This window comes from Mesorhizobium sp. LjRoot246 (assembly GCF_964254115.1).
GTDB lineage: Bacteria > Pseudomonadota > Alphaproteobacteria > Rhizobiales > Rhizobiaceae > Mesorhizobium.
Genome location: NZ_CAXUSN020000001.1, coordinates 3,983,599 through 3,996,104 on the forward strand (window position 1 = coordinate 3,983,599; position 12,506 = coordinate 3,996,104).

At 61.9% G+C, this 12,506-nt stretch carries 14 protein-coding genes; 12 read left to right on the forward strand and 2 right to left on the reverse strand.

Going from position 1 to position 12,506, the window contains the following annotated elements; genetic code table 11:
* Positions 1 to 11: 11 nt before the first annotated feature.
* On the reverse strand, positions 12 to 476 hold the full coding sequence (locus ACSQ3L_RS19295; RefSeq protein ID WP_436161391.1) for a RidA family protein: 465 nt from the start codon (positions 474 to 476) through the stop codon (positions 12 to 14).
* Between the two features lie 138 nt (positions 477 to 614).
* Here ACSQ3L_RS19295 and ACSQ3L_RS19300 point away from each other — a divergent pair, with 138 nt between their 5' ends.
* The 5 genes from ACSQ3L_RS19300 (at position 615) to tsf (ending at position 5,200) form a co-directional block, all read left to right on the forward strand.
* On the forward strand, positions 615 to 1,442 hold the full coding sequence (locus ACSQ3L_RS19300) for a cell envelope integrity EipB family protein (RefSeq protein WP_436161392.1): 828 nt from the start codon (positions 615 to 617) through the stop codon (positions 1,440 to 1,442).
* A 115-nt stretch (positions 1,443 to 1,557) separates the two neighbouring features.
* Positions 1,558 to 2,856: a hypothetical protein gene (locus tag ACSQ3L_RS19305; RefSeq protein ID WP_436161393.1), complete on the forward strand. Its 1,299-nt coding sequence runs from the start codon at positions 1,558 to 1,560 to the stop codon at positions 2,854 to 2,856.
* A 43-nt stretch (positions 2,857 to 2,899) separates the two neighbouring features.
* On the forward strand, positions 2,900 to 3,178 hold the full coding sequence (locus ACSQ3L_RS19310) for a DUF4031 domain-containing protein (protein ID WP_436161394.1): 279 nt from the start codon (positions 2,900 to 2,902) through the stop codon (positions 3,176 to 3,178).
* A gap of 203 nt (positions 3,179 to 3,381) precedes the next feature.
* Entirely contained in the window at positions 3,382 to 4,170 is a 789-nt protein-coding gene (rpsB, locus tag ACSQ3L_RS19315; protein WP_292177508.1) for a 30S ribosomal protein S2, read from the forward strand.
* 109 nt (positions 4,171 to 4,279) lie between these two features.
* Positions 4,280 to 5,200, forward strand: coding sequence for a translation elongation factor Ts (gene tsf / locus ACSQ3L_RS19320; RefSeq protein WP_292177506.1), 921 nt, complete (start codon positions 4,280 to 4,282; stop codon positions 5,198 to 5,200).
* A 21-nt stretch (positions 5,201 to 5,221) separates the two neighbouring features.
* Here the strand turns inward: tsf and ACSQ3L_RS19325 are convergent, their stop codons facing one another.
* Positions 5,222 to 6,148, reverse strand: a complete 927-nt coding sequence (locus tag ACSQ3L_RS19325; protein WP_436161395.1) for a LysR family transcriptional regulator — start codon at positions 6,146 to 6,148, stop codon at positions 5,222 to 5,224.
* Positions 6,149 to 6,264: 116 nt separating this feature from the next.
* On the opposite strand from ACSQ3L_RS19325, the gene ACSQ3L_RS19330 reads away from it, so the two are divergent.
* The 7 genes from ACSQ3L_RS19330 to rseP all read left to right on the forward strand — a co-directional run bounded on the left by ACSQ3L_RS19330 (position 6,265) and on the right by rseP (position 12,291).
* Positions 6,265 to 6,792 (forward strand): nuclear transport factor 2 family protein, encoded by a 528-nt coding sequence (locus tag ACSQ3L_RS19330; RefSeq protein ID WP_436161396.1) that lies wholly within the window; start codon positions 6,265 to 6,267, stop codon positions 6,790 to 6,792.
* 36 nt (positions 6,793 to 6,828) lie between these two features.
* Positions 6,829 to 7,938 (forward strand): aldo/keto reductase, encoded by a 1,110-nt coding sequence (locus ACSQ3L_RS19335; protein WP_436161397.1) that lies wholly within the window; start codon positions 6,829 to 6,831, stop codon positions 7,936 to 7,938.
* 146 nt (positions 7,939 to 8,084) lie between these two features.
* A complete protein-coding gene (gene pyrH / locus ACSQ3L_RS19340; protein WP_436161398.1) occupies positions 8,085 to 8,807 on the forward strand; it encodes a UMP kinase in 723 nt (240 codons plus the stop codon).
* A 102-nt stretch (positions 8,808 to 8,909) separates the two neighbouring features.
* The gene (frr, locus tag ACSQ3L_RS19345; protein ID WP_292177496.1) at positions 8,910 to 9,464 is read left to right on the forward strand and encodes a ribosome recycling factor; all 555 of its coding nucleotides are present in this window, start codon (positions 8,910 to 8,912) and stop codon (positions 9,462 to 9,464) included.
* A 35-nt stretch (positions 9,465 to 9,499) separates the two neighbouring features.
* Positions 9,500 to 10,234, forward strand: a complete 735-nt coding sequence (locus ACSQ3L_RS19350) for an isoprenyl transferase (RefSeq protein ID WP_436161399.1) — start codon at positions 9,500 to 9,502, stop codon at positions 10,232 to 10,234.
* On the forward strand, positions 10,231 to 11,046 hold the full coding sequence (locus ACSQ3L_RS19355) for a phosphatidate cytidylyltransferase (RefSeq protein WP_436161400.1): 816 nt from the start codon (positions 10,231 to 10,233) through the stop codon (positions 11,044 to 11,046). The genes ACSQ3L_RS19350 and ACSQ3L_RS19355 overlap by 4 nt, the downstream gene beginning before the upstream one ends.
* Positions 11,047 to 11,148: 102 nt before the next feature.
* On the forward strand, positions 11,149 to 12,291 hold the full coding sequence (gene rseP / locus ACSQ3L_RS19360) for an RIP metalloprotease RseP (RefSeq protein ID WP_436161401.1): 1,143 nt from the start codon (positions 11,149 to 11,151) through the stop codon (positions 12,289 to 12,291).
* Positions 12,292 to 12,506: the final 215 nt, after the last annotated feature.

The following is a 12,506-nucleotide window of genomic DNA, read 5'->3' on the forward strand; positions in this document are numbered from 1 at the left end:
TGTCTCCCGGCTCACTCGACTTCGAAGATGGCTTCGATTTCGACCGCGGCATTAAGCGGCAGCGAAGCGGTGCCGACGGCGGAGCGGGCGTGCTTGCCGCGCTCGCCAAGGGCCGCGACCAGGAAATCGGAGGCGCCGTTGGCAACCAAATGCTGCTCGACAAACTCGGGTGTCGAGGCAACGAAAACGGTAATCTTCACCAGGCGGCGGATCTTCTCGAGGTCGCCGAGCGCGGCCTTGGCCTGTGCCAGGATGTTGATCGCGCAGTATTTTGCCGCGTCCTTGCCGCCTGCCGTGTCGACGTCGCGGCCGAGCAGCCCGCTCGCCTGCAGCTTGCCATCCTTGAGCGGCAATTGCCCGGCTGTGAACAGCAAATTGCCGGTTCTGCAATAGGGCACGTAGTTGGCGGCGGGGGCGGCGGCGACAGGAAGCGTCACGCCCAGATCGCTTAGCCGCTTTTCGATTGTTTCACTCATGGTATTTCCCTATTGCTTGGTGACGCCGCGCCGGCCGGGCCGAAATTGCTATTTTTGCCTCGCTTCCGCCACGACTTTTTTTAAGCTGGACCATCTTTCCCTGCGGCCTGCCATCAGCCGCGATGATCGGAGTACCTCATGCGCGCTACGCGCCTTGCATTCCATGCCGTTCTGTTGTCGGCGGTCTTCTCGATAGGACCAGCCTTTGCCGCGCCGGCGCTGCAAGCCCACCGCGCCGTTTACGATCTTACCCTGAAAAAGGCTTCCGATCAGTCCGGCATCACGGGGATATCCGGCCGCATGGTCTATGAGTTCAACGGCTCGGCCTGCGAAGGCTATACGGTGAAATTCCGCTTCGTCACGCAGATCGTCACCGCCGACGGCACGAAGCTGACGGACCAGCAGACGACAACTTTCGAGGACGCCGAAGGCAAGACCTTTTCGTTCGTGACGAAATCCTTCTCCGACCAGAATCTCGACAAGGAGGTCAAGGGCATAGCCACGAAAGAGGCCAAAGGCCTGAAGGTCGATATCGACAAGCCTGAAAAGAACAGCGTCGAGCTGGCGACAACCCAATTCCCGACCCAGCATCTGGTCGAACTGATCGGCAAGGCCGAAAAGGGCGAGAACTTCTATGAAACCAACCTGTTCGATGGTTCCGAAGACGCCAACAAGGTGATGACGACCACCGTCGTTGTCGGTAAGAAGACCGATGCCGACAAGGCCGACCCGGAGGCTCCGGCCCTGGCAAAGCTCGCCACCGACAAATACTGGCCGGTCGACATCGCCTATTTCGGCGACACCGACAAGACAGGCGAAGAGGTGCCGGAATATCGCATCAGCTTCAAGCTGCACGAGAACGGCATCACCCGTGACCTAGTCATGGACTACAACGACTTCTCGATGACCGGAAAGCTGGTCAATCTTACGCTGTTCGACCAAGCGAAAACCTGCCCGACGAAATAGGGCTTCGGCTGGCCGGTTGATTAACCACGACATTGCGTTGTCGTGGCGAACGACTTGAACGCGCCGCAATCGTCTCGCAACCTCCTCCCAGCGCCCAGGCGCAAGGGGGAGCAGCTTGAGCAGGATCGATGTGTTCGTGGCGCCGAGGCCCAACCCGGCACTGATCAGGGCCATGACATCCGTCAACCGGATCGTCATGCTGCGCGGCATTCCCGGATTTCGCGATCTGTTGCCGTTCAACCGCCTGGCCGGTTTGCGCGGGGTCGCCAATGTTCGCCATATCGACTTTCCCCACACCGATCTCGAGCGGCTGAAGGCCAGTTGCGGGGCAGGGAAGGCGACCTTCATCACGCCCAATCATCCCGAGTTCTTCACCGATTGGATGATCGACAAGGAGATCGTGTCGCAGGTCAGCCCGCTCACTGCGTCATGGGCGACGAACGGTGTCGTCAACGGCCTTGGCCGGCTGATGCAGAGATTTTGGCTGGCCAACAATCTGATCGCCCAGATTCCCGGCAATAGCGGGGCAGCCAAGGAACACTCCGTCGCCTGGGCCTTGAAAGGCCATGGCGTGCTGCTGCATCCCGAAGGCGGCGTCGGCTGGCATGCCAATGTCGTTGCGCCGTTGCTGCCGGGCGCCGTCGAGATGGGGCTAGAGGCTCTCAAACGCGGCAGGGCCACGAATCCGGATTTCAAGGTCTGGATCGCGCCAGTCGTCTGGAAGCTTGCCTTCGCCAGGAATGTCGAAGCGGCGCTGGCGAAGGAATGCGCCTATGTAGAGAAAAGCCTGAAAATAGAACGCGAGGCGACCGACACACTGCCGCAGCGCATCCGCCATATCTATGTGACGCTGCTGGCCCGCGATGAGGCGGCCTGGGACAGGCCATCCGATCAAGGCGCGTCCTATGCCGAGCGCCAGCAGGCGTTGCTCGCCGAACTTGGCCGCCGGCTCGGTAAAAGCACTTCACCTGACGCCGATGTCACCGACACCGCCGAGCTTTTGCGGCGCGCGCGTCGCTGGCAGCGCGAAAACACCGGCGACGCCGATGGGAAAAAACAGGTCCGCGCGCTCGCCGATACCATTCAGAGGCTGCAACGCATCGGTCCGTGGGCCTCGGCCAACCCGCGCATCACCCAGGAGGAGATCGCCGAACATCTGAAGCGGATCCGCAACGACTATTGCCAGGGCGGACTGCGTGACACGATGAATCGGTTCATTCCGCAGCCGGCCGGACCGCGTTGCGGCCATATCCGGGTGCCCGATCCACTCGGCATGCATGAGTATGCGGGCTCGATCGACGATGCGGTTGCCGAGTTGCATCGTCGCATGCAGGAAACCGTCACCCGCACCGTGGCTGAAATCGAGGCCGGCGGCGGCTTCATTTTCTATCCGAATCCCTTCTATCATCGCTAGACGAGTGCCGGTCGGCGCGAGATGAAGGAATACGGCAAGCCTCATGGCGGTCTATGTCGACGCAGCGATCTGGAATTGGGCTGGCCATCGCTGGTGCCATCTGTTGGCCGACGACCCCGACGAACTGCATCGCTTCGCCGCGGATCTGGCGATCAAGCGTTCGTCCTACCAGGGGCCGCCCAAGACATCGGCGCCACATTACGATATAACAGGCTTCGAGCGCGACCGTGCGGTGCGGCTCGGCGCCATCGAATGCAGCCGCGAGGAGATCGTCGCGGTCTTCCGGCGCGTGCGAGTGCCGAACGGGAAGATAAAGCGCTGACGGCTGCGCGCGGATCGTCGCACGCCGCACCACAGATCCCGCGGCGCTTGCGTTTGTCGCGCATCCCCTCTATATGCGCGCTCATTCCACACACGGACTTTGGTGTCTGCCCGGGAGAAATCCGGCTGAAACCTCCGGTGGCGTTCGAGGACAAAGTCCAAAAATGCCTGTGTCCGTGGAGGCTAACCGGAAAGGAACTTTGAATGGCACTGCCTGATTTCAGCATGCGCCAGCTTTTGGAAGCTGGCATTCACTTCGGCCACCAGACCCACCGCTGGAACCCGAAGATGGCGCCCTACATCTATGGCGCTCGTAACAACATCCACATCATCGACCTGTCGCAGACGGTGCCTTTGCTGCACCAGGCGCTGAAGCAGGTTTCCGACACTGTCGCCAAGGGCGGCCGCGTGTTGTTCGTCGGCACCAAGCGCCAGGCGTCCGACATCGTCGCCGATGCGGCACAGCGTTCGGCCCAGTACTATGTCAATTCGCGTTGGCTCGGCGGCATGCTGACCAACTGGAAGACGATCTCTAACTCGATTCAACGCCTGCGCAAGCTCGACGAGATGCTGGCCGGCGAGGCGCAAGGGTTGACCAAGAAGGAACGCCTGAACCTCGACCGCGAGCGCGAGAAGCTCGACAAGGCGCTGGGCGGCATCAAGGACATGGGCTCGACGCCCGACCTGATGTTCGTCATCGACACCAACAAGGAAGCGATCGCCATCCTCGAGGCCAAGCGTCTCGGCATCCCGGTCGTCGCCATCATCGATTCGAACTGCGATCCGGACAAGATCGACTTCCCGATCCCCGGCAATGACGACGCGGCCCGCGCCATCCAGCTCTATTGCGACCTGATCGCCAAGGCTGCGATCGACGGCATCGCCCGTCAGCAGGGCGCGCTCGGCGTCGACATCGGCGCTTCGGTCGAAGCTCCGGTCGAACCGGCGCTCGAGCCGGCTCCGGCCCCGGCGTCGGAAGCCCCCGAAGCTTGATAATCGAAGACCGGTTGCGGCCTTCATCTTTCTCATATTCTGGCACGCTAAACAGACGCATCATCGAAGTTCGATGGTGCGTCGGTGCATTTAAAACAAAGAGGCGACAATGAGCATTTCGGCTGCACAGGTCAAAGAACTCCGCGACTTGACCGGCGCGGGCATGATGGATTGCAAGGCGGCGTTGACCGAGACCAACGGCAACATGGAAGAGGCCGTCGACTGGCTGCGCAAGAAGGGTATTTCAAAGGCCGACAAGAAGGCTGGCCGCACCGCTGCTGAAGGTCTGATCGGCGTTGATTCCGGCGTTCGCGAAGCGGCCGTCGTAGAAGTCAATTCCGAGACGGATTTCGTTGCCCGCAATGCCGCGTTTCAGGAAATCGTCGCCAACGTTGCCAAGGTTGCCCTGGCCTATGGCACGACAGAGGCTGTGGCCGCGGCAAAGTATCCTGGTTCGGACAAGTCGGTTGCCGACACCATCAAGGACGCGGTCGGCACGATTGGCGAAAACATGGGCTTCCGTCGCTCTGCCAAGCTGACCGTTCCGCACGGCGCAGTTGCCACCTACGTCCACAACGCAGTGGCCGATGGCCTCGGCAAGCTCGGTGTTTTGGTCGCGATCGAGACCACGGGCAACGAGCATGCGGCTAACGCCTTTGCCCGACAGGTCGCCATGCATGTCGCGGCCACCAGCCCGATGGCGCTGACCACCGAGGAATTGGATCCGGCGGCTATCGAGCGCGAGAAGGCGATCTTCTCCGACCAGGCGCGTCAGTCCGGCAAGCCGGAAGCGATCATCGAGAAGATGGTCGAAGGCCGTCTGCGCAAATTCTACGAAGAGGTCGTGCTGCTGAAGCAGGCTTTCGTGCTCAATCCCGACATCACCGTCGAGAAGGCGCTGAAGGATGCCGAGAAGGAGATCGGCGCGCCGGCCAAGATCACCGCCTATTTGCGCTTTGCGCTGGGCGAGGGCATCGAGAAGGAAGAGACCGATTTCGCCGCGGAAGTCGCTGCCGCGGTCAAGAAATAGCCCCTTCCAGGGCTAACGAACTCAGGCAACTCGGCCGGGTGTCCGCAGGGACGCCCGGCCGATTTCTTGTGCGGCATCGATGAAGGCCCTGAGCTTCGGCGCCATTGCCGCCCGGCGCGGAAAATAGAGGAATAGCCCCGGCTCCTCGATTGCCGACTGCGGCAGCACCTGGACTAGGCGGCCGGCGGCAAGATCGGCGCGTGCCAGCGGCTCGAACATATAGGCGAGCCCGACGCCTGCAAGCGCGAGATCGATTGCCGCGAGCGAATCCGTCACGACAACGCTACCCCGCGTCTCGATGGCGAGTTCCTTGCCATCCTCGACCAGATCCCAGCGATAGAGTGCGCCGGAGCGGACGAGCCGGTAGCCAATACAATTGTGGTTCGCCAGGTCGGCAACGCTGCGGGGACGGCCGTGCCTTCCGATATAGGCGGGCGAGGCGACGATGACGACGGAGAATGGCGGCGTCAGCCGGACCGCAACCATGTCCTGAGCGATCATCTCGCCAAGCCGGATGCCGGCATCGAAGCCTTCCCCGACAATATCAACCAGACCCTGGTCAGCGAAGACCTCGACCGTAACCTCCGGATAGCGCTCGGCCATCGCCGCGACGACCGGCGTCACCGCCAATGGTATCGCGATGTTGGAGGCGTTGATCCGGAGCAGGCCAGACGGCCTGCCTTTGACGCTGCGGATGCGGTCCATCCGCTCGGCAATATCCTGGAGGGCAGGAGCCGCCGTTTCCACCAGCGCCTTGCCGGCCTCGGTGAGCGAAACGCTGCGCGTCGTGCGGGCGAACAGGGGCTGGCCGATCCGCTCTTCGACAATGCGCACCGCATGGCTGACCGCCGAAGGACTCATGCCGAGTTCGGCAGCGGCAAGCGCGAACCCGCCGCGCCGGGCAACGGCGACCACGACAGGGAGATGGCTGAGCAGATCGCGATCCATTCATGAATGATATCGCATAGTCTTTGCGAACAATGCAACCTTATCGATGTCCGGGCGGCGGTCCACATTATCGCCAACACATCGGCGATCGACTGATGGCATCGAGGAGACGAGACATGAAGACGTTGAAGCACGTAACTTTCGCGGCAGGCATGGCATTGGCGCCGATAGACGCCGGCGGGGCGGAACCATCCGACTGGCAGGTGCTCGCAGATGAACGCGCGGTCATTCGCATTGCCGATGCCATCGACCGCGCCGTCGACGCCCAGGACTGGAAGCTTGCACGCAGCTATTTTGCGGATCGGGTCACTGCCGACTTTAGCAGTCTCTCCGGACAGCCTGCGGCCAATATTGCCTCCGACGATTTGATCGGTGCTTGGGCGTCCAACCTCAAGGGCAGCAAGACAAGCCTGCATCTGCGCACCAATCACCAGGTCGTTCTCGATGCGGACACGGCGACTGTCCTGTCGAACGGCTATGCCTGGAACCGCATGGAAGGCAATGGCGACCCGCTTTGGGAGGTCTGGGGCACCTATGAACATCACCTGACGCGTTCCGCCGGCGGCTGGAAGGTCGATGGCTTCACGTTCCGCATGACACATGAGCGCGGCAACCCGTGGGTCAAGACGACCCCGGGCCAGTGACACGGGGCATCTATCACCAAGCATTGGAAGAGGATCATGACCATGACTTATTACACTCTTGGCAACAGCGGCCTCAAGGTCGGCCGGCTGGCACTGGGCACGATGACTTTCGGCAAGGAATGGGGCTGGGGAGCCGACAGGGACACGGCGCGAGCAATATTCGACGCCTATGTCGAGGCGGGCGGCAATTTCTTCGACACAGCGGACCTTTACACCGGCGGTACGGCCGAAGCCTGGCTTGGTGAATTCATCGCCGAGCGCGGGCTGCGCGACACGGCTGTAATCGCCAGCAAGTTCAGCATGAACATGCAGCCCGGCAATCCGAATGCTGGCGGCAACGGCCGCAAGAACATCATGCGGGCCGTCGATGCTTCGCTGAAACGGTTGGGGACCGATTATATCGATCTCTATCTCATGCACATCTGGGACAGGCTGACGCCTGCCGAAGAGGTCATGCGCACGCTGGACGACCTGGTTCGCATGGGTAAGGTTCGCCATGTGGGGCTGTCCGATGTGCCGGCCTGGTACGCGGGCCGGGCACAGGCGATCGCCGAGTTGCGCGGATATGAGCCGATTTCGGCGCTACAGCTCGAATATTCGTTGACCGAACGCGCGATCGAGAACGAATTCGTGCCATTCGGCACGCGCCATGGCGTCGGTATCATGGTCTGGAGCCCACTGGCCAGCGGTTTGCTGAGCGGCAAATATCGACCGGTCCAGGCCGGAAACGCCGGCCGGCTCGACGGATTTCGCAACTCGACGCATCCGGGTTTCCAAAAATTCACGGAGCGCAACTGGGCTATCGTGGCCGAACTCGAGAAGGTCGCATCCGAGCTCGGCCGCAGCATGCCCCAGGTCGCGCTCAACTGGGCGGCGACGCAGCCGGGGATCGCAACCGTCATCCTCGGTGCAACAACGCTCAGCCAAATGCAGGACAATCTTGGCGCGCTGGATTTCGAGATTCCCGCATCGCATCGCGACCGGCTGGAGGCAGTCAGTAGAACACCGGCGCCATTTCCCTATTCCTATTTCGGCTCGCAGATACAGGGGCGCGTTACCGGCGGCGCGACAACCGGCGACAAGCCCTCCAGTTACGCGTCGCCGGTGCTCATCGAAGGCGAGTCGGTCAGCGTATCCACCAACTGATCGACGGACAGGACACCTACGAATTTGCCGTTTGGGCGCCGCGTGACATCGCGGCGCCCTTCGTGTATCGGAACGCCATTGTTTCGGGTGGCGCCTGCGCGAGAGCAGCCACCCGGAACGCGCCATATGCAAATGAAGAGGCCCAGATGACGGTGAAGCCGCTCTACCGACGTGTCTTGCTGAAAGCGTCGGGCGAAGCATTGATGGGCGAACAGCATTTCGGCATCGATGTTTCGGTCGTCGATCGCATTGCCAGCGACATCGCCGAGGCGCGTGCGCTGGGCATCGAGGTCGGCGTCGTCATCGGCGGCGGCAACATTTTTCGCGGCGTGGCCGTTGCCTCCAAGGGCGGCGACCGTGTCACCGGCGACCACATGGGCATGCTCGCCACGGTCATCAATTCGCTGGCGTTGCGCACCTCATTGAACAAGATAGGCGTCGAAGCCGTGGTGCTTTCGGCGATCGCCATGCCCGAACTTTGCGAGAGCTTTTCGCAGCGCCAGGCAACCGCCTACATGAACCAGGGCAAGGTGGTGATCTTCGCCGGCGGCACCGGCAATCCGTTCTTCACCACTGATTCGGCCGCCGCACTTCGCGCGGCTGAAATTGGCGCCGACGCGCTTTTCAAGGGCACCCAGGTCGACGGCGTCTACTCGGCGGACCCCAAGAAGGACGCGAATGCGACACGTTTCGAGCGCATCAGCCATGGCGAAGTTATAAAACGTGGCCTTTCCATCATGGATACGGCAGCGATTGCACTTGCGCGCGAAAACAACATTCCGATAATCGTCTATTCGATCCACGAAAAAGGTGGTTTCGGCGATATTCTGAGGGGCGGCGGCCGCTGCACGGTCGTCGCGGACGATTGATCGGGGGCCTGATCCCGAAAAAGGGGAAGCTGGTTTTCGAAAATCAGGCTCGAACACGACCCGAAGCAGTGAACCCGCGTTAGACGGGTCGAGGAGATTAAGATGAGTGGTGAGTACGACGATCTCAAGCGGCGCATGGATGGGGCTATCGCCGCGTTCAAACATGATCTTGCCTCGCTGCGGACCGGCCGCGCCTCCAGCAATCTGCTCGATGCGATCCAGGTGCAGGCCTATGGCACCACCATGCCGATCAATCAGGTGGCCAACGTCTCGGTGCCGGAGCCGCGCATGATCTCGGTATCGGTCTGGGACAAGTCGATGGTCGGCGCGGTCGACCGCGCCATCCGCGAATCCAATCTCGGTTTCAACCCGATCGTCGACGGCACCAACCTCAGGATTCCGCTGCCGGAACTCAACGAACAGCGCCGCAAGGAACTGGTCAAGATCTCGCACACCTACGCCGAAAATGCCCGGGTTGCCGCGCGCCATGTGCGCCGCGACGGCATGGACTTCCTGAAGAAGGCGGAGAAGGACGGCGACATCAGCGAGGACGATCAGCGCAAGCGCTCCGACCAGGTCCAGAAACTTACCGACGACACGATCAGCACCATCGACCACCTGCTTTCCGAAAAGGAAGCTGAAATCATGCAGGTTTAGGGGTCTTGGCCACGGGCTGACCCGAAAGCGAGAACATGACAACGCCCGCGCATGTCGCGATCATCATGGACGGAAACGGACGCTGGGCCAAGGCGCGCGGCATGCCGCGCCTTGCTGGCCACCGTGCCGGCGTCGAGGCGCTGCGCAAGGCGGTGCGCGCGGCACCCGGGCTCGGCATCTCCTACCTGACCGTTTACGCCTTCTCGTCGGAGAACTGGTCGCGGCCGAAATCCGAGGTCAGCGACCTGATGGGCCTCCTGAAAATGTTCATCCGCCGTGACCTGGCCGAACTGCATCAAAGCGGCGTGCGGGTCAGAATCATCGGCGACAGGGCAGGGCTGCAGTCGGACATCAGGGGGCTGCTCGATGAGGCCGAATCGCTGACTGCCGCGAATGAATCGCTGACGCTGGTGATCGCCTTCAACTATGGTGGTCGCGACGAGATCGTGCGCACGGCGCGCAAGCTTGCCGCAGCCGTGGCGCGTGGCGAACTTGAGAGCGAAGCGATATCAGCCGAAAGCTTCGCCGGCGCTCTCGACACGCAAGGCATTCCCGACCCGGAACTTGTCATCCGCACCAGCGGCGAACTCAGGCTGTCGAACTTCCTTCTGTGGCAAGCCGCCTATAGCGAGCTGGTCTTCCTGCCTTGCTACTGGCCCGACTTCAGCCACGAGCACCTTGCCGAGGCCTTGCGCGAATTTGCCAGCCGCGAACGCCGTTTCGGCGGACTTGGGGGCCAGGACGTCGCTTCGCGACCGGCCGCGGGATGAGCAATCTCCGGCTGCGCGTCATTTCGGCGATCGTGCTTGCCATCATCACCCTTGGCTTGACCTGGCTCGGCGGCCTGCCGTTCCGCTTGCTGTGCGTCGTGATCGTGGCGGCGATCTTCTATGAATGGACCCGCATGGCGCGCCCGGCCGGCGCCACGGGTCTGGGCTTCCTGCCGGAAGCGCTGCTGGTTGTCTTCATAGGCGCCTTGATTGCCGGCCTTGCCGCATCCTGGCTGCTGCCGCTTGTCGTGGTGATGGTTGTCGCAACGGCGCTTGCTGCCTCGGTTCGCAAGACCGGGCAATGGGATGCGAGCGGCCTTGCCTATGCCGCGGTTTCAGGCCTGTCGCTCGCTTTGCTGCGCGACGGCGACCGTTCGGGACTGGTCGCCATCCTGTTCCTGTTCGCGGTCGTCTGGGCCACCGATATTTTTGCGTATTTCGTCGGCCGTGCGGTTGGGGGGCCGAAACTGGCGCCGTCGATCTCGCCCGGCAAGACGCGCAGCGGCGCGTTCGGCGGTGCTGTCGGCGGTGTCGTCGCGGGGCTGATTCTGGCCGCTGCCGCCGGTGTCGGCAATCTGGCACTGGTCGGCCTTGTGGCGTTGGTGCTTTCAATTGTCGCTCAGGCCGGCGACCTGTTCGAATCGTGGGTCAAGCGCCGCCACGGCCACAAGGATTCAGGTGCGCTCATCCCGGGTCATGGCGGCGTCATGGATCGTGTCGACGGGCTTGTCGCGGCGGCTTTCGCCCTATACGTCATCGGCTGGATTTCGGCGACCGCCGATCATCCGGCGCAGGGTCTGTTTCCCGTTTGAGTGGTGTCATTTCAGGTCCAATGCGCGGTGCGCCTTGGATTCGCCCTGATTGATGTCACAGTCACGGCGAATCTGCGCCATGGAAGAATTTGAGGATTTGTCTTGAACGAGATTCTTCACGCGCTTTTCAGCACACAGGGCTTTGTCCTGGGCACGCTCGTGCCGTTCCTGTTTGTGCTGACCGTGGTCGTGTTCGTCCATGAAATGGGCCATTACCTTGTCGGGCGCTGGTGCGGCATCGGCGTCAGGGCCTTCTCGATCGGATTCGGCCCGGAACTCTTCGGCTTCAACGACAGCCACGGCACGCGCTGGAAACTGTGCGCGATACCGCTTGGCGGCTATGTCAAATTCGTCGGCGACATGAGCGCCACCTCGAGCCAGCCCACGTCGGAAGAGCTGGAAACGCTCACCGAGGACGAGCGCAAGGTCGCCTTCCACACGCAGCCTATCTGGAAGCGCGCGGCGACGGTGGTGGCCGGGCCGCTGTTCAATTTCCTGCTGACGATCGTCGTCTTTGCCGTGCTGTTCACCGCCTATGGCCGCTATGTCGCGGAGCCAATGGTGGCCGAGGTGACCGCCGACAGCCCGGCGGCGAAGGCCGGCATCCTTCCCGGCGACCGATTCGTCAGCGTCGACGGCGCCAAGGTAGAGACCTTTGGCGACGTCCAGCGCCTGGTGTCGGGGCGCGCCGGCGATATCATCACCTTCGTCATGCTGCGCGACGGCAAGGAAGTCACCGTGACCGCGGCGCCGCGGCTGATGGAACAGGAAGACGCGCTCGGCAACAAGGTCAAGGTCGCCGTGATAGGCGTCGTCAACAACAAGGAACTCGGCCAGCCGCGGCTCGTCACCTACACGCCCGTCGGGGCGGTTGCAGCAGCTGTCGAGGAAACCGGGCACGTCATCCAGCGCACTGGACAGTTCCTGCAACGCTTTGTCGTCGGGCGTGAAGACAAGTGTCAGCTGGGCGGCCCGGTGAAGATTGCCGACATGGCCGGCAGGGCGGCGAAACTCGGATTCGAATGGCTCGTGCAGCTGGTAGCGTTGCTGTCGGTCGGCATCGGAATTCTGAACCTTTTGCCGATTCCCCCCCTCGACGGCGGCCACCTCTTGTTCTACGGGGTGGAGGCTGTCATCCGCCGTCCGGTGTCGGAACGGATGATGGAAATGGCCTATCGGGCCGGGTTGCTTCTGGTGCTGTGCTTCATGGGGTTCGTTTTCTGGAACGATCTGTTTGGGTGCTGAAATCATGAAGAAATTTGGCTTCTGCATGGACGATGTTGAGACGCCGTTTACCATGCACGGGGATATGAGTGACGCGAAAGCCACGCCGCAGGGTTAAGTAAATACAAATTAACCAGAAGCCTTGCGTGTAGGGAAAATCCGGTTAATACGGTAGGGGAAATTACCGCACGTCCGGTTTTCTCGCCGTGGGGACTACGAGAAAAGGTTATTAAGCC